The organism is Myxococcus sp. AB036A, assembly GCF_006547355.1.
Lineage (GTDB): Bacteria > Myxococcota > Myxococcia > Myxococcales > Myxococcaceae > Myxococcus > Myxococcus virescens.
The window spans coordinates 109,291-132,994 of record NZ_VHLC01000010.1; the positions used below are offsets into that span (position 1 = coordinate 109,291).

23 protein-coding genes are annotated in these 23,704 nt (G+C 69.1%); 14 read left to right on the plus strand and 9 right to left on the minus strand.

Features of this window, described 5'->3' with window-relative positions; translation table 11 throughout:
* The first annotated feature begins 180 nt into the window (after positions 1-180).
* A complete protein-coding gene (gene epsC / locus FL344_RS06685; RefSeq protein WP_011551683.1) occupies positions 181-1,026 on the plus strand; it encodes a serine O-acetyltransferase EpsC in 846 nt (281 codons plus the stop codon).
* Positions 1,027-1,047: 21 nt separating this feature from the next.
* Entirely contained in the window at positions 1,048-1,968 is a 921-nt protein-coding gene (gene cysK, locus FL344_RS06690; RefSeq protein ID WP_141594364.1) for a cysteine synthase A, read from the plus strand.
* Between the two features lie 12 nt (positions 1,969-1,980).
* On the opposite strand, the gene FL344_RS06695 is transcribed toward cysK, so the two are convergent.
* Positions 1,981-3,117, minus strand: coding sequence for an aminotransferase class V-fold PLP-dependent enzyme (locus tag FL344_RS06695; protein ID WP_141617937.1), 1,137 nt, complete (start codon positions 3,115-3,117; stop codon positions 1,981-1,983).
* A 139-nt stretch (positions 3,118-3,256) separates the two neighbouring features.
* Here FL344_RS06695 and FL344_RS06700 point away from each other — a divergent pair, with 139 nt between their 5' ends.
* The 3 genes from FL344_RS06700 (at position 3,257) to FL344_RS06710 (ending at position 7,287) form a co-directional block, all read left to right on the plus strand.
* Positions 3,257-4,858, plus strand: coding sequence for a c-type cytochrome (locus FL344_RS06700; RefSeq protein ID WP_141617938.1), 1,602 nt, complete (start codon positions 3,257-3,259; stop codon positions 4,856-4,858).
* Positions 4,859-5,110: 252 nt separating this feature from the next.
* Positions 5,111-6,400: a LamB/YcsF family protein gene (locus tag FL344_RS06705; RefSeq protein WP_194863016.1), complete on the plus strand. Its 1,290-nt coding sequence runs from the start codon at positions 5,111-5,113 to the stop codon at positions 6,398-6,400.
* A complete protein-coding gene (locus tag FL344_RS06710) occupies positions 6,397-7,287 on the plus strand; it encodes a biotin-dependent carboxyltransferase family protein (RefSeq protein ID WP_141617940.1) in 891 nt (296 codons plus the stop codon). The genes FL344_RS06705 and FL344_RS06710 overlap by 4 nt, the downstream gene beginning before the upstream one ends.
* 16 nt (positions 7,288-7,303) lie before the next feature.
* On the opposite strand, the gene FL344_RS06715 is transcribed toward FL344_RS06710, so the two are convergent.
* Positions 7,304-7,879 (minus strand): Uma2 family endonuclease, encoded by a 576-nt coding sequence (locus tag FL344_RS06715; protein WP_194863017.1) that lies wholly within the window; start codon positions 7,877-7,879, stop codon positions 7,304-7,306.
* Between the two features lie 221 nt (positions 7,880-8,100).
* Here FL344_RS06715 and FL344_RS06720 point away from each other — a divergent pair, with 221 nt between their 5' ends.
* Positions 8,101-8,280, plus strand: a complete 180-nt coding sequence (locus FL344_RS06720) for a hypothetical protein (protein WP_141617942.1) — start codon at positions 8,101-8,103, stop codon at positions 8,278-8,280.
* A 5-nt stretch (positions 8,281-8,285) separates the two neighbouring features.
* On the plus strand, positions 8,286-9,650 hold the full coding sequence (locus tag FL344_RS06725) for a hypothetical protein (RefSeq protein WP_141617943.1): 1,365 nt from the start codon (positions 8,286-8,288) through the stop codon (positions 9,648-9,650).
* Between the two features lie 17 nt (positions 9,651-9,667).
* Here FL344_RS06725 and FL344_RS06730 read toward each other — a convergent pair whose 3' ends face one another.
* Positions 9,668-11,263, minus strand: coding sequence for a sigma 54-interacting transcriptional regulator (locus FL344_RS06730; RefSeq protein WP_141617944.1), 1,596 nt, complete (start codon positions 11,261-11,263; stop codon positions 9,668-9,670).
* 487 nt (positions 11,264-11,750) lie between these two features.
* Here FL344_RS06730 and FL344_RS06735 point away from each other — a divergent pair, with 487 nt between their 5' ends.
* The 5 genes from FL344_RS06735 (at position 11,751) to FL344_RS06755 (ending at position 15,772) form a co-directional block, all read left to right on the plus strand.
* Complete coding sequence (locus FL344_RS06735; protein ID WP_011551675.1) at positions 11,751-12,305, plus strand: peroxiredoxin; 555 nt, start codon at positions 11,751-11,753, stop codon at positions 12,303-12,305.
* Positions 12,306-12,311: 6 nt separating this feature from the next.
* Entirely contained in the window at positions 12,312-12,836 is a 525-nt protein-coding gene (locus FL344_RS06740) for a carboxymuconolactone decarboxylase family protein (RefSeq protein WP_141258552.1), read from the plus strand.
* Between the two features lie 131 nt (positions 12,837-12,967).
* Complete coding sequence (dps, locus tag FL344_RS06745) at positions 12,968-13,444, plus strand: DNA starvation/stationary phase protection protein Dps (RefSeq protein ID WP_090484282.1); 477 nt, start codon at positions 12,968-12,970, stop codon at positions 13,442-13,444.
* 177 nt (positions 13,445-13,621) lie between these two features.
* The gene (locus tag FL344_RS06750) at positions 13,622-14,428 is read left to right on the plus strand and encodes a hypothetical protein (protein WP_228564838.1); all 807 of its coding nucleotides are present in this window, start codon (positions 13,622-13,624) and stop codon (positions 14,426-14,428) included.
* A 54-nt stretch (positions 14,429-14,482) separates the two neighbouring features.
* A complete protein-coding gene (locus FL344_RS06755; RefSeq protein WP_141594349.1) occupies positions 14,483-15,772 on the plus strand; it encodes a pyridoxal phosphate-dependent aminotransferase in 1,290 nt (429 codons plus the stop codon).
* Between the two features lie 59 nt (positions 15,773-15,831).
* Here the strand turns inward: FL344_RS06755 and FL344_RS06760 are convergent, their stop codons facing one another.
* The gene (locus FL344_RS06760; protein WP_141594350.1) at positions 15,832-16,437 is read right to left on the minus strand and encodes a cyclopropane-fatty-acyl-phospholipid synthase family protein; all 606 of its coding nucleotides are present in this window, start codon (positions 16,435-16,437) and stop codon (positions 15,832-15,834) included.
* A complete protein-coding gene (locus FL344_RS06765; RefSeq protein WP_228558603.1) occupies positions 16,434-17,831 on the minus strand; it encodes an APC family permease in 1,398 nt (465 codons plus the stop codon). The genes FL344_RS06760 and FL344_RS06765 overlap by 4 nt, the downstream gene beginning before the upstream one ends.
* Positions 17,832-18,071: 240 nt before the next feature.
* On the opposite strand from FL344_RS06765, the gene FL344_RS06770 reads away from it, so the two are divergent.
* Positions 18,072-19,337 (plus strand): MFS transporter, encoded by a 1,266-nt coding sequence (locus tag FL344_RS06770; protein WP_141617946.1) that lies wholly within the window; start codon positions 18,072-18,074, stop codon positions 19,335-19,337.
* A 21-nt stretch (positions 19,338-19,358) separates the two neighbouring features.
* On the opposite strand, the gene FL344_RS06775 is transcribed toward FL344_RS06770, so the two are convergent.
* The 4 genes from FL344_RS06775 to FL344_RS06790 form a co-directional block, all read right to left on the minus strand.
* Entirely contained in the window at positions 19,359-20,033 is a 675-nt protein-coding gene (locus tag FL344_RS06775) for a DNA-3-methyladenine glycosylase (RefSeq protein ID WP_141617947.1), read from the minus strand.
* Between the two features lie 288 nt (positions 20,034-20,321).
* Positions 20,322-20,771 carry a PH domain-containing protein gene (locus tag FL344_RS06780; protein ID WP_194863019.1) on the minus strand — a complete coding sequence of 150 codons (450 nt, stop codon included), beginning with the start codon at positions 20,769-20,771 and terminating at the stop codon, positions 20,322-20,324.
* Positions 20,772-21,214: 443 nt separating this feature from the next.
* Positions 21,215-21,703, minus strand: a complete 489-nt coding sequence (locus FL344_RS06785; protein WP_141594355.1) for a hemerythrin domain-containing protein — start codon at positions 21,701-21,703, stop codon at positions 21,215-21,217.
* Between the two features lie 57 nt (positions 21,704-21,760).
* A complete protein-coding gene (locus tag FL344_RS06790; RefSeq protein ID WP_141617948.1) occupies positions 21,761-23,275 on the minus strand; it encodes an FAD-dependent oxidoreductase in 1,515 nt (504 codons plus the stop codon).
* Positions 23,276-23,489: 214 nt separating this feature from the next.
* Between FL344_RS06790 and FL344_RS06795 the strand changes: the two genes are divergently transcribed.
* On the plus strand, positions 23,490-23,681 hold the full coding sequence (locus FL344_RS06795; protein WP_141594357.1) for a hypothetical protein: 192 nt from the start codon (positions 23,490-23,492) through the stop codon (positions 23,679-23,681).
* The last annotated feature ends 23 nt before the right edge of the window (positions 23,682-23,704 follow it).

Sequence of the window (23,704 nt, forward strand, 5' to 3'; positions counted from 1 at the left end):
GGCAAGCGCCGCGAACCACCGCTGTCCAGCGCGTGGCAGGGGGGCATGGGGGAAGGCGGCATGCACTGCCAGCGAGGGCCCCCCGGGGGGCCAGTCCCCTCCTGGGAAACGACAGTCAGCCCTGAAATCAGCCATTACGCCGTGCAGCCAGCCCACGCACCGCGTTAGAAACCGGGACTCATGGATGACTCCAACGCCAGGCTGGTCGCGGCCCTGCTGGAAGCCCGGCAGCGACACTGCTTCCCTGCGGACGTACGGCGCGCTGCCCCCGAATTCGTAGGCCAGGTGCTCGGCCTGCTCTTCCCCCACTTCGCCGAGCGCCTGGAGTGTACGGCCGCGGCCGTCCACCGCGACGTCACCACCGTGGAGGCCAGCCTCCACCGCATCCGGGACACGCTGGCGCCCCTGTACCCGGGCATTGAACGGGACTTGCCGGCGCGCTTCATGGAGCGGCTGCCCGGCCTCTATGACTGGCTGCGACAGGACGCGGACGCCATCTTCGAGGCGGACCCGGCCGCACGCACCGTGGACGAGGTCATCCTCACCTACCCGGGCTTCACCGCCATCGCCATCTACCGGGTGGCCAACGCGCTGCACGCCCTGGGCTTCCCGCTGCTGCCTCGCTTGCTCACGGAGTACGCGCACCAGCGAACCGGCGTGGACATCCACCCGGGTGCCACCATTGGCCGGCGCTTCGTCATCGACCATGGCACCGGCGTCGTCATCGGTGAGACGACGCTCATTGGTGACAACGTCAAAATCTATCAGGGCGTCACCCTGGGCGCGCTCGTCGTGGAGAAGGGGCTGACGGACAAGAAGCGTCACCCCACCATCGAGGACGACGTGGTGGTGTACGCCAACGCCACCATCCTGGGCGGAGAAACCGTGGTGGGCCGGGGCAGCATCATCGCCGGCAACGCCTGGCTCACGCAGAGCATCCCCTCTCAATCCGTGGTTACCCGCCGCAGCGAGGTGCGTCAGCGCGGCGAGAACGGCTCGCTGGACGCACTCGAATTCCACATCTGACCCACCGACGAGGCCCCCGACATGAAGGTGAACAACATCCTGGAGACCATCGGAAACACGCCGCACGTGCGCATCAACCGGCTGTTTCCGTCCCGCGTGACGGTCCATCTGAAGCTCGAGCGCGCCAACCCGGGCGGCAGCATCAAGGACCGCATCGCGTTGTCCATGATTGAGGACGCGGAGCAGCGTGGCCTGCTCAAGAAGGACAGCGTCATCATCGAGCCGACCAGCGGCAACACCGGCATCGGCCTGGCCATGGTGGCGGCGGTGAAGGGCTACAAGCTGGTGCTCGTCATGCCGGAGTCCATGAGCGTCGAGCGCCGCCGGCTGATGGCCGCCTACGGCGCCACCTTCGAGCTGACCCCGCGCGCGCAGGGCATGAAGGGCGCCATCGCTCGCGCCAATGAGCTGCTGTCGCAGGTGCCCAACTCGTGGATGCCGCAGCAGTTCGAGAACGAGGCCAACATCGAGGTCCACCGCCGCACGACGGTGCAGGAAATCCTCAAGGACTTCCCGGAAGGGCTGGACTACCTCATCACCGGCGTGGGCACCGGCGGGCACATCACCGCGTGCGCCGAGGAGCTGAAGAAGGTCTGGCCGAAGCTGAAGGTCTTCGCCGTGGAGCCCACCAAGTCGCCCGTCATCAGCGGCGGCCAGCCGGGCCCGCACCCCATCCAGGGCCTTGGCGCCGGCTTCATCCCGAAGAACCTGCACAAGGACGCGCTGGACGGCGCCATTCAGGTGACCGAGGAGGACGCCTTCGAGTTCACCCGCCGCGCCGCGCGTGAGGAGGGCATCTTCGTGGGCATCTCCACCGGCGCCGCGCTGTCCGCCGTGAATCAGAAGCTGGGCGAGATGACCGACGGCAGCCGCGTGCTCGCCTTCAACTACGACACGGGCGAGCGCTACCTCTCCATCGAGCCGCTCTTCCCGGCCCAGTAGTCCAAAGGGCCCTCAGCCGCGGTGCGTCCGCACCAGATCCACCAACCGGTCCATCTCCTCGGGCAGGTTGTAGAAGTGGGGTGAGAGGCGGACGCGCCCGCGGCGCACCGAGAGGGCCACCTCCCGTCCGGCGAGCCACGCGCCGAGCGCGCGGGCCTCGCCCTCCGGAGGCAGGAACGTGAGGGTGCCCGCCCGGTGCTCCGGCGCGGGCCCCACGTCGCAGCCCAGCCCACGCAGCCCTGTCTCCAGTTGGCCCAGCAGCTCGCGGATGCGCGCGGAGATGGCGTCCACCCCCACCTCGTGAAGCAGCTCCAGCGCGGCGCCCAGGGCGTAGATGCCGGTGTACGCGGCGCTGCCCTCCTCCAGCTTGCCCGCGTCCGGGCGCAGCTCGAAGTGGCTGCGGTTGAAGTTCCAGGCATCGGTGGTGCTGCGCCAGCCCACCAGCACGGGCCGCAGCCTGGGCAGGACGTCCTTGGCCACGTAGAGGAAGCCGATGCCGGCGATGCCCAGCATCCACTTGTGGCTGTCCGCGCTGAGGAAGTGGACGCGGCTCTTCTTCACGTCCACGGGGATGCAGCCCACGCTCTGGATGCCGTCCACGCAGAAGAGGACGCCCGCCCGCTCGCACAGGGCGCCCACCGCGTCCAGGTCCGTGCGGTAGCCGGTGGCGAACTGCACGGAGGAGACCGCCACCAGCCGGGTGCTCGGGGTGAGCGCGGCGGCCACGGCTTCCGGCGTCACGCCCCCTTCGGGCGTCTGGATTTCGCGCACGGTGACGCCGCGGTCCTTCAGGTGCAGCCAGGGATAGACGTTGGAGGGGTACTCCAGCGAGGATGCGACGACGACCTCGTCGCCGGGCTTCCAGTCCAGCCCCTCGGCCACCAGGCCCAGGCCGTGGCTGGTGTTGCGCACGAAGGCAATCTCGCCGGGCTCGGCGTTGATGAGGCGGGCGGCCAGGCCCCGCACGCGCTCGCAGTGGGCCTCCCAGCCGCGCTCGTGCTTGATGCCGTGGTGGACGATGTCCTCCATCCACCCGCGCACGGCCTCGGCGGCGCGCAGGCTGGTGGGGGCCACACCGGCATGGTTGAGGTAGAGCTGCTCCCTCAGCACGGGGAAGAGGTCTCGGTAGGACTCGAGCGAGCGCGTCATGGTGCCCGGAGTGTAGCCACGTCGCCGCGCCGCGCCGTACTTCGTGCAGGCCGGGTGTCCGCCGTGGACAGACGCGGTGGTTTTTCCGTCCCACCGTTGGATGCGATATGCGTCGGGTCCTGCTCGCCGCGGAGGACCCATGCGCCGCACCATCCTGGACGCCATGAGGAACACGTTGTTCGTGGGCGCCGCCCTGCTGGCGGGCTGCGCGGGAACCGTTCATGCGCCCTACCCGCCCATCCGCGCGGACCTGTCCCCCGCCGCCCTGGAGCGAGGGGCCGCCATCTTCCACGCGAGCTGCGAGTCATGTCACCGCGGGGGCGACGCGGAGACGGCGTCGGGCGCGCCGCTGCGCGAACTGCCCTCGTACATGGGGCGCTTCTACGCGGCGAACCTCACGTCGCATGCCGAGGCGGGCATCGGCGCCATGACGGATGAAGAACTGGCGCGAGCCATCCGCTACGCCGTGAGCCGCGACGGGCGGCTGATGGTGATGCCCAGCTACGGAATGGGCGACGCGGACCTGGCGGCGGTGCTGGGCTTCATGCGCTCCGGGCACCCGCTCTTCACGCCGGATTCAGTGCCCGCGCCCCCGTCGAAGTTCAGCTTCTTCGGCGGCATCGGCTTCCGCTTCATCACCGGGAATGAGCCAGTGGAACGGCCCGCCTCGGGCATCCCCGTGCCGCCCAAGGCGGCGACCCGGGAGTACGGCCACTACATGGCGCATGACGTCTATGACTGCGCCTCGTGTCACACGGATGGCTTCAGCCCTCGGAAGACAGAGGGCGATGACGTGTTCGCGGGTGGCATGGCGTTCGTCGACCCGGAGGGAAGGAACGTTCATTCCAGCAACATCACGTTCCACGAGACGGGGCTGGCGCATTGGACGCTGGAGGACTTCACCCGCGCGGTGCGTGACGGACTTGCACCGGATGGCTCCGTGCTGCGCTCGCCCATGCCTCGCTTCCGGGGCATGGACGAGGTGGAGGCGCGAGCGCTCTATGACTATCTGCGCTCGGTGCCGCACAGGAAGAACGCGGTGAAGGGCGCGCGGCCGCGGCTCACCGCGGAGTCAGTCCGCCCGGACTGGGGCGCGGAGGAGACGGAGGAGCAGAGCGCGGAGGCACTCCCCGATGCGGCGCAGGCCAGCGCGCCCGATGAAACGCGCACGGGAGCTGCTCCCAACGCCAGCGCCTCCGTGAAGGGAGCAGGGGAAGAAACCTCGAATCCGCTGGTTTCCCCCGCGCAACCTCCGGACAGCCATCAGGGCACACGGGGAGAAGACGCCCATTCCGCAGTGACGTCTTCGGCCTCGGCGACCGCTTCCGGCTCGGCGATGCACACAACGCCCGGAGCCACCGACAAGAGCGCGGCCTCGGCACCGTCCGCGAAACACGATGCGGCCAACACCGCTGCGGCCGGTCCCTCGACGCCGGCCAGCAAGCCCACCCCCACTCGTAAGCCGCGCCCCGCTGCGCCCAAGGTGGACGCCCCCGCCCTTTTCGTGAAGCTCGGCTGCGCGAGCTGCCACGCGCCTGGCGCGCGGTATCACGACCGGCTCGCCAAGGTCGCCTCGCGCAGCGAGGCCGAGCTGGTCCGGTGGGTGCGAAACCCCGAGCAGTTCCTCCCCGGCACGCCCATGCCCACCTACGCGGAGTTGATTGACGAGAAGACCGCGCGTGCGCTGGTGCGCTGGGTGAAGGCGGGAGGCCTGGCCACGCTGCCCTCCACCTCGCGCTGAGCCGCGCCCCGAAGCACGCGGAAAAAACGCCCCGGAAATGACCGAGGAAAACCCCTGCTGGCGTATCCCGTTTGGAAGTTCTCAGCTGGCACCTCGTCGAGGCACCCGCTGGGCGCGTACCACCCCGGTGCCAACCGGCCCCAGCCCCGGGGTGGTGCGTGGGACTTCCCACCGCACCGTCGGCTGGCACGCCAGCGTCTCCGGCTACAGGGACGGCTGCACCCGCGCCGCCGCTCGCGTACGGTGCGCCGCATGACGGAGTGCCTCCTCAACGTCGACCTGGGCGAGCTTCCTGCTGAAGACGAACAGCTCTACGCGCTGGCCCACGTGGCGAACATCGCTTGCGGCGGGCATGCCGGGGATGATGCCTCCATGCGCCGGGCGCTGGAGCGGTGCGAGCGGCACGGCACGCGCGTGGGCGCGCACCCGTCCTACGAGGACCGCGAGGGCTTCGGCCGCCGCGCGCTCGACGTCACGCCGGAGCACCTCCAGGCGCAAGTGGCCGCGCAGTGCGGCCGGCTCGCGAAGCTGGCGGCTGACCGTCATCTGCCCGTGACGTACGCCAAGCCCCACGGCGCCCTGTACCACGCAGCCAATGCAACACCGGCCCTGGCCCGCGCGGTGGTGGCGGGCATCGTGGAAGCGCTGGGGACCGCCGTCACGTTCATTGGCCCCGGCACGGGCGCACTGCACGACGCGGCCCTGGCGGCGGGGCTGGCCTACGCCCGTGAAGGCTTCGCGGACCGAGGCACCCGGCCAGACGGCTCGCTGATTCCCCGAGGACAGCCCGGCGCGGTGCTGACCGACCACGCCCAGGCGCGGGCCAACACCGTGCGCCTGGCCACCAGCGGCAGCGTGGACACCGTCTGCGTTCACGGCGACACGCCCGGCGCGGTGGAGCTGGCGCGCGAGGTCCGCGCCATCTTGGACGCGCTCGCTCTTCGCGCCGAGCCCCTGGGTGAAGGCGCCCTGCGACTGGTCCTTCCCGAGGGACTGGAGCGGCGCGCCACGCTCGAAGCCCTCTGTGCCATGCCCGGCGTCCTCGACGCCGTCATCACCGAGGAGCACGCCTGCGTGTACTTCGCCCCGGATGCGCCACCCGAGGAGCCTCGGCTCGCGCTGGCGCGGTTGCTGCGCATCCCAGCGCCAGTGGCCAGCCGGCCCCTCACGACCATCTCCGTGCACTACGACGGGCAGGACTTGCGCGCGGTGGCGGAACGCGCGGGCCTCACCGAGGACGAAGTGGCGCGGCGCCACACGGCGCGCGAGTACACGGTGCGCTGCGTGGGATTCCTCCCCGGGTTTGCCTATCTGGGCGAGGTCGACCCGAGCATCGCGGTCCCCAGGCTGGCCACGCCCCGCACGCGAGTCCCTGCCCTGGCGGTGGGAATCGCGGGTGGGCGCACGGGGGTGTATCCCTTCGCATCGCCTGGAGGCTGGAACCTCATCGGCACCGCGCTGGACTTCACCGCCTTCACACCCGAGGAGGGCTCGGTGCTTCAGCTCGGGGACCGGGTGCGCTTCAAGCGGGTGGACCGATGACGGGCTGGCTGGACATCACGGGCGTGGGTGCGCCCGCCACGGTGCAGGACGCGGGACGGCCGGGGAAGATGCACCACGGCGTGCCTCCGGGAGGACCGCTGGTCCCGGAGCTTCTCGCCCTGGCCAATCTCGCCGTGGGCAACGCGAGTGGAACGGCGGCGCTGGAAGCCTTCGGCCGGTTGGAGCTGCGCGCCCGAGGCCGAAGCGTTCGCGTGTCCATGGACGGACACGCCTTCACGCTGGCGGATGGAGAGCGCCTCACCGTCCCCGCGCCCGAGTCGACGAGCGTGCGCTATGTCGCGGTAGACGGCGGGCTCGCCGTGCCGGAAGTGCTGGGAGGACGCGGCACACTGCTGGTCGCGCGCCTGGGCGGACATGAAGGCCGCCTGCTGCGTTCGGGAGACAGCCTGCCCCTGGGTGAGGCGAACGAGCGCGCCGAGGCGCGAGCGCCCGGTGCGTCACTGGATGCAGCGGCGCCCATCCGCGTGACGCTCGGACCGGACAACCGCCGCTTCGAACCAGCAACCGTGGCCACCCTGCTGTCGGGCGCCTTCACCGTGTCCGCCGCCACGGACCGCGTGGGGATGCGGCTCCAAGGGCCATCGCTCACCCATGGCGACGAAGGCACGGGCACGTCGCGCCCCATGGTTCGTGGGGCCATCCAGGTGACGCTTTCAGGAACGCCCATCGTGCTGGGCCCCGACCATCCGACGACAGGTGGCTATCCACTCATCGCGACAGTCATTCGCGCCGATTGGGGACGACTGTGCGCCCGCCGCCCAGGCGCCGCTGTCCGGTTCCAGGAAGTGAGCCTGGAAGAGGCACGGGAAGCGTGGCGGCACCACTCGGAGCACTTCGGTATCGGCACGCGCCCCGCGAAGCCGTAAGCCGCGGCGCCAGGGTTCAGGGCGCCTCCAGCTCTGGGGGCCATAGCGCACCCAGGTCCAGCTCCAGGTCCTCGAATGGCTCGGCGCGCACACACGCATCCCCCGAGTACTGCCGCCGCGCGACCCATTCGCCTTCCCGTCGAGCGAAGACCTCCAGGGCCTTCGCTGTGGGGTCCACCAGCCACACGTGCCCCACGCCTTCGCGCGCGTAGATTTCCCGCTTGCGGTTCCTGTCCAGCTTCCAGGTCGACGGAGATAGCACCTCACAGACCCAGTCCGGCGCCAGCGTGAAGAAGGGGACGCGCCGCATCATCGGCATGCGCTCGCGGCGCCATCCCGCGATATCCGGCACCAGGACGTCCTGACCGACGTGCAGCTCGGGCTCGGTAACAATCCACCACCCTCCCGGCGCTCGCTGCCCGACCTGGAACCGGGAGACGAGCAGCCCGCCCAGGACGGAGTGCGCCACCGCATGCGGGCTCGCGGGCCTCGGCAATGCGATGAGCTCACCATCGATGATTTGCCCGACCATGTTCTCGGGCAGCGCCACCAGCTCTTCATAGGTCGCGGGACGCTTCGTCTCATTCCCCATCTCGGGACTCCCCAGGCCAGCCGCCTCCCACCCCTCTATCATCCGTATTGCCTCCCCCAAGTGGAACCCCACCTAAAACAGCGTGTCCAATGATTCCTACCTCAGGGGTCCGACATGCCTTTGGGAGCAGGCCAACAACTTGGGGGCAGGCCAACAACAAGGTGGATCTGCACGAGCATCGAAGGCTCCAGCCTCAAATCGAGCAGGCACTCAACGCCCCCATGAAGGAGACCCTCCACGGCATCCGGATGCAGGCCCTTGAGGCGAACACCAATGCCCTGTGCTTCCCCGCCATCCTCGTGGGCAAGGCAGTGGAGCGGACGCGCATGGAAGGCCGACCCCGCCCCCCTGAGCTCCAGCATCCAGAGGACGCAACTTTTTCCGGTTTCAACCGATACTGAAGAAGATGAGTCCCCCAAAAATCGGTTTCCGCGCCCCTGCCCGTCCCACCGAGCTCCGCGAGCCGCCCCGCCCCGCTCGCAACGAGGTCAAACCCCAGGCCAAGGCCCAGGTGACCCGGCCCGGCATGTCCGGGGTGTCCCAGTTCGAGTCCCCGCCCTCCCGGCAACAGCCCGTGGCGCTGAACGCCCCCGCGGCCCTGGCGCGCGGCCCGAGCGTCGCTCCGGGCAGCTATCCCACCGCCGCGGACGTGCGGAACATCGCCGCCATGCAGGACCCGGTGGCGCGCAACCATGCGATTACCCAGGGCTATTCGGACCTGTCCAACGCCATGGGTCAGCTGCTGGGCACGGAGAACGCCAACTGGTCCACCTTCGCGACCTGGGCCTCGAAGCAAGCCGGCGTGAGCATCCGTGGCGAGGACATGCCCAAGTTCTTCACGGACGCGCTCAAGGGCGCCGACGGCGTCATGGGGCCGATGTCCAAGGTGGACGACCTGCTGCGCAAGCTGGGCCTCCCCTCGCTGCCGCTGGGTGACATCGCCTCGGCGGGCAATCAGGCCCTCCAGAACGTCAGCAAGGCCATCGCCGACGGCAACAAGCTGGTGTTCGAGGAGGTGGGCCAGGAGTTCGCCCGCTTCGTGGAGACCTTCCAGGGCGACACCCAGCATGACGCCGCCAAGGTGGAGCAGTACCTGAGCGGCTTCCCCGCGGACAAGCCGCTGCTGAAGGAGGCCTTCGGCCACTACGCCCAGGCCATGTTCGAGAAGGACCCGAACAAGAAGGCCGAGCTGATGCTCCTGGCCAACGACAAGGTGGGCCTGCACGAGCAGACGCAGCTCCAGCCCTACGTCGAGAAGGCGCTCAACTCGCCGGTGAAGGACACCTTCCGCGACATCCTCAAGCAGACCGTCGAGTCGCAAATCAATGCGCTCCCCTTCCCCGCCAACCTCGCGGGCAAGGCGGCCTTGAAGACGGGCCTGGTGGACGCGGCGCTGAACCCCGTGGTGGATGGCGTGGCGAACGTGTTCCGCCGCGTCGCCACCGAGCACATGATGAAGCTGGCCGTGCCGGGCAGCGCGCTGAAGCTGGGCAATGATTTGCCGCCGCCTCCGGGCATGGAGTCGACGCTCTTCCCGCCGCACCTGCGCTCCATCGAAAACCCCGAGCTGCGCGCGCTGCTGGGCCAGCTCGACAAGAGCCAGGACAGCCTCAAGGGCTCCGGGGCGAAGGACTGGAGCAAGCTGGACCAGCGGATGAACTACATCGTCGACCTCTTCCGCTCGCGGCAGTCGGACCCGGCGCTGTTCGACCCGCCGTTCGGTCAGCGGGGAACCTACCCGGTGGCGCCCTCGGCACCGCGCGTCTCCTAGGCGCGCGGTTTCAAGGCTCACGCCTCGTCGACGACGAACTGCTCCAGCCGGGCGATGCCCAGCTTCTTCATCCGGCTCTGGAGCGTGGACGGCTTGAGCCCCAGCAGCGCCGCGGCCCCATTGGCGCCGTAGACGCGGCCCCGCGTGAGCGTGAGCACTCGCATGATGTGCTCGCGCTGCACGGCCGCCAGCGTCAGCACGGGGGTCAGCTTTTGCCCTCCCACCGCGGGCGCCGGCTCCTCCGGCAGGGCCGTCACCCCGGCCGCGCCGCGCGTGGGAACGTCGAAGGACTCAGGCCCCAGCTCCGTCCCTCGCGTGAGGATGGTGGCCCGCTCCAGCGCATTGGCCAGCTCGCGCAGGTTGCCCGGCCACTCGTAGGCCTCCAACCGCACCAGGCCCTCTGGCGTCACCCGCATGCCCCGCCGTCCCGTCCGGTTCGCCTGCTCCTCCAGGAGGAAGGCGCACAGCTGCGGCAGGTCCTCGCGGCGCTCGCGCAGCGGCGGCAGGCGCAGGGGGAACACGCTCAACCGGTAGTAGAGGTCCTCGCGGAAGCGCTTCTGGGCAATGGCTTGCTGAAGGTCCACGTGCGTGGCCGCCAGGATGCGCACGTCCGCGCGCACCGTCTTGTCGCTGCCCACCGGCTCGAATGTCTTCTCCTGCAGCGCCCGCAGCAGCTTCGCCTGGAGGTCGAAGGGCAGCTCGCCCACTTCATCCAGCAGCAGCGTGCCGCCATGCGCCATCTGGAAGCGTCCGGCCCGGTCCTTCGTGGCGCCGGTGAAGGCGCCCTTCACGTGGCCAAACAGCTCGCTCTCCAGCAAGCCCGCCGGAATGGCAGCGCAGTTGAGCGTGACGAAGGGCTGGTCCGAGCGGGCGCTCCAACGGTGGATGGCGCGGGCCAGCCGCTCCTTGCCCGTGCCCGTCTCACCGGTAATCAGCACCGGCGTGTCCGTCTCCGCCACCTGCCGCGCCCGCCGCGCCAGGTCTCGCATCACCGGGCTCTTCGACGTCTCGAGGATGCCCTCCGAGTCTCCGCCGAGCTGCGCCTCCAGCAGCTTCGCGTGCTCGTGGTCCTGACGGTGGAGACGCTCGAAGGTGGCGCGCTGCTCGGCCGACTGGATGGCCGTGGCCAGCATCTGCCCGTACACCTCCACCAGGTCCACCACCGGCTGGGGGTACGTCTCACACTCCGCGCGGTCCAGGGAGAGCACGCCGTAGCAGCGCTCACCCGCGCACAGCGGCACCACCATGCACGAATGCCCCGGCGGCAAATCCAGCACGCCGTCGAAAGGGTCTCCATCCCCGTGGGCATGGTCCTCTTCCGTGAAGGCCTTCGCCCGCCGCGTCTCCAGGGCCTGCCGCAGCGAGGGGAACTCCGACAACTGCAACGAGTGCTGCCGCACCTTCGCGTTGGCCAACGGCCCTCGCGCGGCCACCGACACCAGCCGGCCCTCCTTCAGGAGGAACACCGTGGCCAGGTCGAAGCGCACCACCCGCGTCAGCCAGTCGAGCCCACGGCGCAGCAAATCCCCGACGGAATCCTCCGCCGTTGCCAGCTCGAGGAGGTCCCGAGCGTCCTTCGCACCGTCGATGGCGCCTGAAAAGTCGTCCTGCATACCTACGAAATAATAGGGTTCCACCGAAATTGCAGTGAGGCCGGCACCGAGATTTCGTGCCCCACCGTCCAGGCAACCACTCCAGGCCGGAAGATCCGTCGCAACTCCCGGAACACAAAGAGATTCTTTTGAACATTCGGGGAGGGGCCGCCTTGTAGGTGAACGGAGCACGCGTTCGCGGCCGTACATTCGAGCCATTGCCTGTCCGGAGTGGGTGCAACCACGCGGCACTTCTCGTATTTTCCGCCCGCTCGTGAGGACCACGGGCGGCCAGTCTCCCCCGGTTCGTCGATCCACCGAAATTGCAGTGGCGAAACGCACCGAGATTTCGTTAGACACCGGCCCAGCGGCACCGACCCAGCGGGGGCGAATTCCAAACCCCTGGAATCATTGATTCGAAGTTCTGGCACGGTGAATGCTAAGCGGTAGGACAGAACACGTTCACTGGGGTCGGCTCACCGCCGGGCCCCCATCCCAAGGAGCCGTAATGCTGACCGTTGGCGACAAGATCCCGAACTTCAAGGTGAAGGCCACCGTGTCCCTGGAGAAGGGCAAGGAGTTCCAGGACATCACGAACGAGACCTTCAAGGGCAAGTGGCTGGTCCTGTTCGCGTGGCCGAAGGACTTCACCTTCATCTGCCCCACGGAGATCGCGGAGTTCGGCAAGAAGAACAAGGACTTCACCGACCGTGACGCGCAGGTCCTCGGCCTGAGCACCGACAGCGAGTTCGTGCACCACGCGTGGCGCACGCACCACCCGGACCTGAAGAACCTGCCCTTCCCGATGCTGGCGGACATCAAGCACGAGCTGTGCAACGCGCTGGGCATCCTCCACAAGGAAGAGGGCGTGGCCCTCCGCGCGACGTTCATCGCGGACCCCGAGGGCATCATCCGCCACGTGACGGTCAACGACCTGTCTGTGGGCCGCAACGTCTCCGAGACGATCCGCACGCTGGACGCGCTCCAGACGGATGAGCTGTGCCCCTGCAACTGGACCAAGGGTGAGGAGACCCTGACCCAGAAGCTGTCGAAGGCGGGGTAATCCACCATGGCCTCGCTCGAAGTCGTCCGCTCTGAACTCGCGGACTCCCACAAGGACACCCGCCTCAACCTCCAGGGTGTCCTGGAAGGTGGCAGCCTCACCGCGGAGCAGCGTTGGGGTGTGGCCGTGGCATGCGCCTTCGCCGCTCGGAATGAGCGGCTGAAGGAGGCCATGCTCAACGAGGCGAAGAAGGCCCTCGCGAATCCCGAGCCAGTCATCGAGGACGCGCGTGCGGCGGCGTCGTTGATGGCGATGAACAATGTGTACTACCGCTTCAGGCACATGATCGGGAAGGAGTCGTACTCGACCAAGCGCGCCGGGCTGCGGATGAACCGGCTCGCGCAGGTGCTGACGAACAAGGTGGACTTCGAGCTGGTCTGCCTCGCCGTCAGCGCCATCAACGGCTGCGAGATGTGCATGCAGTCCCACGAGAAGGTCGTCCTCGAGGGCGGCCTCTCCGAGGACCAGGTGCACGACGCGGTTCGCATCGCGTCGGTCATCCACGCGGCGGCGGTGGGGCTGGAGTCTTAAGCCCCTCTGTCGCGAGGCATCGCCGAAGTTTCAAGCGCCCTCCGGTGGAAACACCGGGGGGCGCTCCCTTTTTGGCCGCCGCGCATCCAACCAGCCGACACCGACAAACACACAGCCGAAAGGAAGACACCATGTACCGCAGCCCCAGCCCCCTCCCCGAGAAGGCCCGCGCCGCCATCGCTGAATCGCTCAACGAACGGCTCGCCGACGGGCTCGACCTGCACTCGCAAATCAAGGTCGCGCACTGGAACATCAAGGGTCCGCAGTTCGCCTCGCTCCACCCGCTGTTCGAGACGTTCGCGGTGAGCCTGGCCACGCACAACGACTCCATCGCCGAGCGCGCGGTGACGCTGGGTGGCAAGGCCTACGGCACCAGCCGCCACGTGGGCAAGACGAGCCGCCTGCCGGAGTATCCGCAGGAGACGACGCGCGACATGGAGCACGTGAAGCTGCTGGCCGAGCGCATCGAAATCTACCTGGACGGCCTGCGGAAGAGCCGCGCCCTCTTCGTGGAGAACGGGGACTCGGACTCCGAGGGCCTCACCACGGACATCATCACCGAGTTCGAGAAGCACGCGTGGTTCCTGCGCGCTTCGCTCGAAGGCTGAGCCGCCTGACCCGGACGGGCCCGCCGGGGCTGTGCACCCCGCTGCACGCACATCCCGGGCCCTGTTCCGGCCGAGCCTCGTGTTCTCGCGAGGTTGCACCGGGCATGACGGTTGCTCTCCATGGGGGCATGACCCGCCGCGAAGCCGCGGTGTCGTGCCCCCCCTGGAGAAGCGCCCATGCGACGCATCACCTGTCTTGCCCTCACCGTCCTCGTCACCGCCTGTGGCGGTGAAGCCCCCACGCAGGAAGAAGTGGACGCGGCCCGTCAGCGCGTGGAACGCGTGGTGGCGGCCTCGCATCAGGTGCGCGGCGCGCTGGAAGCCCTGGGCGTGCTGCCGGTGTACACCTGCGGAGAGCCCCGTCGCGCCTTCCTCAGCACCGCCGCGCATGACGTGCGCACGCGGTGGGCCTGCGCCAGCGCCGCGGTGGAGCCCCATGACAGCGTGACGGACCGCGTGGTGCTCACCTTCGATGAAGGCGGCTGTGACGTGCACGGCCTGCGCTTCACCGGTCAGGCCGCGTTCCTCTACCGCGGCGGCGAGGACCTCATGGAAGTGGAGGCGGACTTGCGCGGACTCTCAGTGGACGGACACCCGCTCCAGGCGGAGGTGGGCTACGGCACGTGCGGCGACGAGACGCGCCTCTGGGCGGATGTGGAGGGCGGCGTCCCTGGACGGCAGGGCCACACGTTCCGCGTCGATGGCCGCGTGGGCATGCGAGCCGGCATGCCCGTGTTTGGTGGCACGTCGCTGGTGCTGGATGGTCCAGGCGAGCTGACGGGCCCCGATGGCACCGACCGCCTCACCCTGACGGGGCTGCACTACGAGGTGGGTGAATACCTGCCGAAGGAAGGCACCGCGGTGCTGGAGACGGCGGACGGGCGGCGCGTGGAAGCCCGCTTCCAGCCCGTCCTGTGGCGCCTGGGCAAGGCCGAGGTGACGGTGGACGACCTGGAGCCGGTGACGGTGCCCATCGTCCGCTGAGCGGGCGCGCGGCGGCAGCGCGCACCGCGCGGACTTCCGCTAGGGTGTGACGCCGTGAGCGACGACGTCCCCCTTCCGGCATTCCGCGCCGTGCCCCGCACCGGCGTCATCTTCGTCACCGCCGAGGCCACCCGCCGCGGCTACCGCTCCAGCGACCCGGAGTGGTGCAACCTGGGCCAGGGCCAGCCGGAGACGGGAGACCTCCCCGGCGCGCCGCCCCGGCTGAACCAGGTCACCATCAACGTGGCGGACATGGAGTACGCCCCCGTCGCCGGACTCTGGGAGGTGCGCGAGGCCATCGCCAGCCTCTACAACCGCATCTACCGCCGGGGCATGCCCAGCCAGTACAGCGCGGAGAACGTATGCCTGTCTGGCGGTGGCCGCGCGGCACTCACCCGCGCCGCGGCCAGCCTGGGCGCCGTCAACCTGGGCCACTTCCTGCCGGACTACACGGCCTACGAGGAGTTGCTGGACGTCTTCAAGGCGTTCACCGCCATCCCCATCCTCCTGGAGGGTGAGCGCGGCTATGCCTTCACCGCCGAGGACTTGCGGCGCGAGGTGCAGGGCCGGGGCCTGTCCGCCCTGCTCTTCTCCAACCCCTGCAACCCCACCGGCAAGCTGGTGCACGGCGAGGAGATGGCGCGCTGGGTGAGCGTGGCCCGCGAGCATGAATGCGCGCTGCTGGTCGACGAGTTCTATTCGCACTACATCTGGACGGGCCGCCCCGGACACCTGCCGGTGGAGAGCGCCGCCCGCTACGTGGAGGACGTGAACAAGGACCCGGTGGTCTTGTTCGACGGCTTCACCAAGAACTGGCGCTACCCGGGTTGGCGCATGACGTGGACGGTGGGTCCGCGCCAGGTCATCGAGGCTGTCGCCAGCGCGGGCAGCTTTCTGGATGGCGGTGGGAGCCGGCCGCTCCAGCGCGCGGCGATTCAGCTCCTCCAGGAGGAACCCGTGGTGGCGGAGACGATGGCCATCCACAACACCTTCCGGGAGAAGCGGGACCGCTTCCACTCCCGCCTGGAGCGCATCGGCATCCGCACCGACCGCGCGCCGGACGGCACCTTCTACGTCTGGGGCAACGTGTCCGGACTGCCGCCGCCGCTCAACGACGGCATGGGCTTCTTCCGCGCCGCGCTGGACCAGAAAATCATCGTCGTGCCGGGTGAGTTCTTCGACGTGAATCCCGGCAAGCGTCGCGCGCGCCCCTCGCGATTCCGCGGCTACGTTCGCCTGTCCTTCGGCCCGTCCATGGAGACGCTGGAGAAGGCCCTGTCGCGGCTGGAGGCCATGGTGCTCCACTACTCGCGCACGCCGGGTCAGCCGCCTCCGGCGCCCTGACGTGAAAAGGCCCGGCCCCTCCATGCGAGGTGGCCGGGCCCGGACGCCTCCAGCCGGGCTCAGCGGGGCGTGCCGCCCGTGCCGCGCTCGGGGACGACCCAGAGGTAGAGCGTCCGTCCCTCGCTCTGCACCGTCTTGGTCGGCGCCCAGTCCCCCATGTCGAAGCTGTGCGACACGATGCGCGTGCCTGGCTTCAGCTCCGAGAGCAGCTTGGACTTGAGCCGCTCGTTGACGGAGGGCAGCAGATAGAGCGTCACCACCGACGCGTCGCGGATGTCCGCGTCGAAGAGGTCACCCTGGCGGAACTCCACCTTGTTCTTCACGCCCGCCTGGCTCGCGTTCTGGTTGGCCTCGGCGATGCGCTCCGGGTTGATGTCCACGCCCACGGCGTGCTTCGCCCCGTGCTTCTGGACAGCGGAGATGACGATGCGGCCGTCACCGCTGCCCAGGTCATAGACAGTGTCCCCGGGCTTCACGCCAGCCAATGCCAGCATCCCGTCCACGGCACCTTGCGGCGTGGGGACGAAGGGAACCTCGGGCGCCTGAATCGAACTGCCCGCGGATCCGCGGACCTGCACCGTCACCTTCTGCTGTGCCGTCGAAACGCTCGCGGCGTTCGAGGCCATCGCCGCCGAGAACGTGAAAACCACCATCATTCGCTTCATGTCGCCTCCTTCGTTCGTTGCAGTCTGGGAGAGGAAGTGGCCTTGGAGGAGGTCCCCTGCGAGCCCCTCCGGGTGCGCACCGCTTCCACGGCGAGCAGCACGCCACCCGTGCCCAGCACGGCCAGCCCCGCGAGCGCGCCCAGCCCGGTGAAGGCCAGACTGGAATAGAGGACGTAGGCGCAGATGCCGATGAAGAGCAGCGGCGTGAGCGGATACAGCGGCACGCGGAACGGCCGCGGCGCATCCGGCTCACGCACGCGCAGCACCATCAGCGACACGCCCGTCAGCAGGAAGAAGAGCCAGAAGACGGGCGCGGTGTACTCCACCATCGTCTCGAAGCCCTGACGCGTCAGCGTCCCCAGCCCCACCAGCGCCAGGGAGATGGCCCCCTGCACCAGCAGCGCGCGGGACGGGCCATTGGACTTCGCGTGCCACTGCCCCAGCCCGTTGAACAGCACGCTGTCCCGCCCGAAGGCATAGTGGGTCCGAGCCCCCGTCAGCACCGTGGCGTTGGCGGACGTCAGCGCGGAGATGGCGATGATGACGCTCAGCACCAGCGCGCCCCCGCTGCCCACCGCGCGCTGCATCAGGTCCGCGGCCACCGCCTCCGAACGCGCCATGCCTTCGAGCCCCAGGCCGCGCAGGTAGGCCACGTTGACCAGCAGGTACAGCGCCGTCACCAGCCCGATGCTCGCCAGCAGCGACCAGGCGATGGTGCGCCGCGAACCCCGCACCTCCGAGGACAGGTACGCCACCTCGTTCCAGCCGCCGTACGTCAGCAGCACGAACACCATGGCCAGGCCCCAGGCGGTCCCCGACGACGCGGCTGGTGCCGGCGCCGCCTCCGCGGGCACCAGCGCGGGCGTGAACAGCAGCCCCACGATGACGACAGCCCCCACGCCCAGAACCTCCAGGGCCGTGAGCAGGTTCTGCGTACGGGTCCCCTGCCGAAGTCCGGCGATGTTCACCGCCGTCAGCCCCACCACCAGCATGGCCGCATAGACGGGCGACGAATACGGGCCCAGGGGGAAGAGCTGCGTGGCGTAGTCCCCGAAGACGAAGGCCAGCAGTGCGATGGAGCCGGTGGGGATGACGGTCAGCCGCGCCCACGCGAAGAGGAAGGCGGGCCCCTTGCCCAGCGCGCGGTACAGGTAGTGGTAGTCCCCGCCCGGGTGGGGCCAGGCGCTGGCCAGCTCCGCGTAGCACAGCGCGCCCACCAGCGACGCGACACCGCCCAACAGCCACGTGAGCAGCATGGCCTCACCGCTGGCGGACTGCGCGGCCACCAGCGAGGGCGCCTTGAAGATGCCTGCCCCCAGGACGATGCCCACTGTCAGGGCCATCACATCCAGCACGCGCAACGACGGCGACGGCGCGGACTCACCACGCTTCACGACTTCGACTCCTGCTTGCGGCTCCTGCATGGTGACGTGCTCCACGCGCCTCGGCAGCCTCCGCCGTCCGGCGCAAGATGAGGCCGGGACCCGGCCATGGGGAGGATGAGCGTAGGGACCGTCCCCTCCCCGTCCATGAGACGGAGGGCCCCTCTGCACTGCCGTGGACAGGGCCCCACATCCGGACCGGCGAGCGGACACTTCCTCGTTCCCGGCACGGTGGCTCTATGCTGGGTGTCAATGAGACTTCCGTCGTCCCGGCTCGCCCTGCTGTGCATGCTCTACTTCGTGCAGGGCCTGCCCTTCGGCTTCCAGGCCACCGCCCTGCCGGTGTACCTGCGCTCGCAGGGCGTCTCGCTGACCACCATTGGACTGCTCGGCGCGCTGTGGTTGCCCTGGGCCCTCAAGGCGCTCTGGGCGCCCCTGGTGGACCGGTATGGCTCGGCGCGCATCGGCCGGCGCAAGTCATGGATTCTGCCAATGCAGGCGGGGCTCGCGGCCAGCTGCGCCGCGGCGGCGGTCGCGGCTTCGCGGGACGCGCTCCCCGCCCTGCTGGCGCTCGTCTTCCTGATGAACCTGTTCGCCGCCACGCAGGACATCGCGGTGGATGGCTTCGCCGTGGACACCCTGCGCCCCAGTGAGCTGGGCCTGGGCAACACCGCGCAGGTGGTGGGCTACAAGCTGGGAATGCTGACGGGCGGCGGGCTGCTGGTGTGGGCCAGCGCGCGCATCGGCTGGTCCGGCCTCTTCGTCGCCATGGCGCTGCTGTGTCTGGCCGTCTTCACGGTGATGCTCTTCGCCCGGGAGTCTCCCCCAGAGGCGCACGCCACGCCGTCCGCGGCCACCGCCCGGCAGGAGCCGGATTGGCGCGAGCTGTTCCAACGGCTCAAGAAGGCGCTCCTGCTGCCGGGCGCGGGCTGGCTGTTGCTCTTCATCACCACGTACAAGCTGGGCGAGAGCATGTCCGACGTGCTCTTCAAGCCGTTCCTCGTCGATGCGGGCTTCACCGCCGCGCAGATTGGCCTGTGGGTGGGCACGTGGGGCACGGGCGCGTCCATTGTCGGCTCACTGGCCGGAGGACTGCTGGCCTCGCGCATGCCGCTGCTGGGCGCCGTGGGGCTCACTGCGTCGCTGCGGGTGATTCCCCTGGTGGGGCGGTGGCTGCTGGCCACCGGAGGCGTCACCGACGCGGGCGTCATCGGCATCACCATGGCCGAGGAGTTCTTCGGCGGCGCGCTCACCACGGTGATGTTCGCCTTCATGATGTCGCGCGTGGACCGGCGCATCGGCGCCACGCACTACACGCTGCTCGCCAGCCTGGAGGTCTGGGGCAAGGCGCCCGCGGGCCCGCTCGCGGGCTGGCTCGCGGACGCGAAGCACGGGCTCGGCCTGGGCTACGCGCCCGTCTTCCTGCTGGGCATCGTCCTGTCCGTGGCCTTCCTGGTGCTGCTGGTGCCCATGCGGCGCCAGAAGCACGCCCCGAGCACCACGCTCAACACCGCCTGAGGCCACAGCCGAGGAGCGCCGTCAGCCCTCCACGGGTGGCGCGTCGGGGAGCTCCGCCGAGCGCCACATGTACCAACTGGCCACGGAGCGCCAGGGCCGCCAGCGTTCGCCGTAAGCGAGCAGCGCCTTGGGCTTGGGCATCTCCGGCAGGCCATAGGCCTTCATGAAGCCCTTGCGCACGCCGTAGTCGTCCACGGGCAGCACGTCGGGCCGCTCGAGCTGGAACATGAGCAGCATCTCCACCGTCCACTGGCCAATGCCACGCACCTGGGTGAAGTGCTCGATGAGCTCGGCATCATCCATGCGCCGAACCTTGGCCAGCGGCGGCACGGTGCCGTCCAACGTCTTGCGCGCCAGGTCCTGGAGCGCGGCCAACTTGTTGGCGGACAGGCCCGCTTCGCGCAGCGACGTGTCCGGCACGGCCAGCAGCGCTTCCGGCGTGAACTTGCGTCCCGAGCCCACGCGCTCGCACACGCGCCCGAAGATGGTGGCGGCCGCCTTGCCGTGGAGCTGCTGGTAGACGATGGACTCCGCCAGCGCGCCGAACGGGCTGTGCAGCGGGCGCACCTGGAGCCGGAAGGGACCGACCTGCTTCATCAACGCGCCCAGCGTCGGGTCCGCGCGCGACAGGGTACGGCGGACCGAGGGCGTGTAGTAGCTGGGGTATCGAATGACGTCGGGAGGAGGACGCGGCATGGGCGGCGACCATGATGCCGCCGCCCAGCCCCCTTCACGCAACCCGATTCTTGCCGAGCGCCGCTGCCTGGAGCGGTGAGCATCCACGATGATGTCTCGGCTTCGTTACGGGGTCCCACCAGGCAACGCTGGCGGCGCTCGTCCGAGGTGTGGCTCGAGCCCGCGCGCGGACGCCCGTTGCGAGTCGCGACGAGCCCCGCGCCCGGTCTCACCCCGCGGGCGGTGGGCCCACGCAACTGCCGGTGACCTTGTTCCCCCAGCCGGAGGTGCTCGCCTGGCGTGCACGCCTCACGTGGCGCGAGTGAACAGATGCCTGTGGCTCACCTGATAGGCCCGCGTGCGGATGAGCTCGCGGAGGGAGCGCGGCGCGGCCATCCAGCGAAGGACCGAGACTGGAGACGTCTTGTCCGTCGAGATGAGGGCGACGCTGCCGATGCCAAGGAGCCGGTCCAGCAGGCTCTGCGAAACCTGGGTATCACCGACACTCCGGAGGTCAATCTCCCCCACGGTTTTGGAGAGGGTTCCGGTCTCGATGATGAGGCGCTGGTTCGTCAGCTTGTAGTGGGTGTTCCTCAGCATGAGGAGTGCGCCGAGGAAGCGGAGCAGCTCGTAGGCAATCAACGCACCGACAATCCACCCGCCCACCCTCGCCGTCTGCTCCGCCGCCTCGTTGCTCGGAAGGAGCGGGCCGAGGCGGCCCACGCCTGCACGCAGAATGACGGGAAGCACCAGCGCCACGAAGCCGAGCGCGAGGAGGCGACTGAGAAGGACCCGCCAGGAGGGCGAGCCCTCCCACAGCGTCTCTTCAGGGCCCAGAGCCTCGCCAGGAAGCACCGTCCGTAGCGGCGCGGGGGCTCCGTCCATTGGACGCCCGCAGTGAGGGCATCTCGGTGCGGAGGTCGAGACTTCACGCTGGCAGTCAGGACATGTGACCAGGGGCATGGAGGAAAGGTATGGGACCTGAACCTGGTCAACACGGCGGCTGCCCGTCCGCGGAGCACGTACTCTCTCCGGAGGCACGACTGGCCGGGCGTCGGCTCTGCCCCGCCTTCACATGGGACGTGAACCCACCCTGACTTTACCGAGCGCTTCGGCCCCCCTTCTACCGAAGCGCTCCCGAGGCACCTCACGCCAGGGCGTCCCGCTCTTCAGGGCCCAGCAACTGCCCTCCACCACCCGCTCTAGATAGGCGCAGCGTGCTCCGTCTCCGAAGGCACCTGGGTGCGCGGCTCGCCTTCCATCAGCTCCTCGAATTCCTGCTGCATCTGGACGCCCAGGTCCACGAGCTGCTCCTTGGACAGGAGCTTTCGAACCTTCTTGAACAGCTCGCCCTCTTCCTCTTCGACGTGGTGCTCAATCTGCTCCTGGAGCACCTGCATCTTCGCGTCGAACTCCTCGTCCGACGGCTCCAGGTCCAACAGGTCGGCGATGAGGCGCTTGGCGGACAGGTGTTCCTCGGCGGCCTCACGCAGCAGCTCCTCCGTGTCCTGGGCCTTTGCCGCGGGATAGAAGTACTGCTCCTCGATGGAGGCGTGCGCGCTCAAGCGGTCGGAAATCATCTCGAAGAGCTCCTGGCGTTTCGCCTCCGCCCCTTCCGAGAGCTTCTCGTACTTCTTGAACAGCTTCTTCACCTCGTCGTGCTGCTGCGTCAACAGTTCGATAGCGTCCATGCTCGCCCTCTCCCTTGTGGGTGATGTGTGTCGTGTTGAGGTGTGAAGACGTGTGGCTCAGGTCGGCAGCTTCTTCGTCGGCAGGTCCTTCATGGCGGGGCCGTTGAGCACCTTCCCGGTGGGACTGAAGCGCCCCCCGTGACAGGGACAGTCCCAGGAGCGCTCCGCGCCGTTCCAGTGCACGTGGCAGCCCAGGTGCGTACACACTGGGGACACCGCGTGCGTGGTGCCATCCTCCGCGCGGTACACCGCGACCTTCTGTCCCGCCACCTCCAGGACCTTGCCCTCGCCGGGCGCCACGTCCGCCAGCCGATGCCCATCCGGCCGGGACAGGCGATCCGCGACGAAGTGGAAGGCGACCTCCGCGTTCTCCTGGATGAAGTCCTTCGCGCCCGCCTGGGGCTTCACCCGCGTCGCCGAGTAGAGCGCGGCGAAGGGGTTCTGTCTGTCGAGGATGGCGTCGGAGAGCATCATCCCCGCCAGCGTGCCGAACGTCATGCCCGTGCCGGAGAAGCCGGTGGCCACGTACACGTGGCGGCTGGCCGTGTTGCGGCCGATGTACGCCAGCCCGTCCGCGGGTTCGATGATCTGGCCGGACCAGCGGTGGGTGATGTCCGTCACCGGGAAGCGCCGCAGCGCGTAGGCCTCCAGCGCGGCGTAGCGCCGGGCGGTGTCCTCTTCGGTGCCGACCTTGTGGTCCTCGCCGCCCACGATGACATAGGTGCGCCCGTTCACCTGCTGCGTGCGGATGTAGTGATAGGGCTCCTGGCTGTCGTAGTACTGGCCCGGCTCCAGCGGCCCGTTGAGCGGCCCCGCCACCGCGTAGGTGCGGTAGGGGTAGAGCTTGGTGTGCATGGCCACGCGGTTGAGCGGCGTGGTGGTGGCCTCCACCACGGCCGCGGCGGTGACAGTGCCCCGGTCGGTGACGACGCGGCAGGGCGAGCCGTCGTGGACCTCCGTCACCCGCGTGTTCTCGAAGATGTGACTGCCGTCGCCGGGAATCCGGTCCGCCAGCGCGAGCAGGTACTTGCGAGGATGGAAGAGCGCCTGGTCTTCCACCCGCAGGGCGCCCTTCACGGGATACGGCAAGGGCACGTCCTGGGTGAAGGTGGCCAGCAAACCGGCCTCGCGCGCGGCGGTGACTTCGTGGTGCAGGTCAGCCAGCTCGCGCTCCGTCTCCGCGTAGCGGTACATGGGCACGCGCTGGAAGTCACAGTCGATGCCGAGCTCGTCGACCAGCGCGGCGATCTGCTCGATGGCCGCGCGGCTGGAGGACGCCGCGAGCTGAGCCCCCTTCTCACCGAAGTCGCGCCGCAGCGTGGCGTAGGGCGTGTCGAGCATCTCGGTGAGGTGCGCGGTCGTCTGGCCCGTCTGCCCCGACAGGATGCGGTGCATGTCCAGCACCGCCACCCGCTTGCCAGCGCGCTTCAGGAGCCACGCCGTGGTCAGCCCCGCCATCCCCCCACCGATGATGGCCACGTCCACCGTCACGTCACCCGGCAGCGCCGGGAAGTCGCGCGGGGGGGCTGTCACCGTCCAAAGCGACCTGTGCGCCCGCTGCTCGTCGTCCATGGCCCAAGGCTAGGAACGGCGCCTCGGAGCGATAAGCCACGGGAGCGGACCGCACGGCTGGCTGCCTACCCAGCTCCAAAGCGCTGAAGATGTACACGAGCGAACACTGCCGGTCCTCTCGTGTTCGCAAATCACGGTGCGGGCAAGCCTGCTCTGGGGCGGCTCGCCGACGCGCGTTACAAAAACCCGTCCCAGGAGCCAAGGAGCTTCGACGATGCCCGTGGAAAGATTGGCTGGAAGCGCCAGCCTCGTCGACGTCTTGGACCGGGTGCTGGACCGGGGTCTGCGCTGGGACGCGAACGTCCACGGGCAGGCGCTCCAGGACTGGCCACCCGCATCCACACGCCCCATCGTGGTGAAGTTCGTGGAGGTGCGAACGCCCACCCCTCACTCCCGTGGAGCCTGACGCAGTGGTCCCCCCCGCCGCAC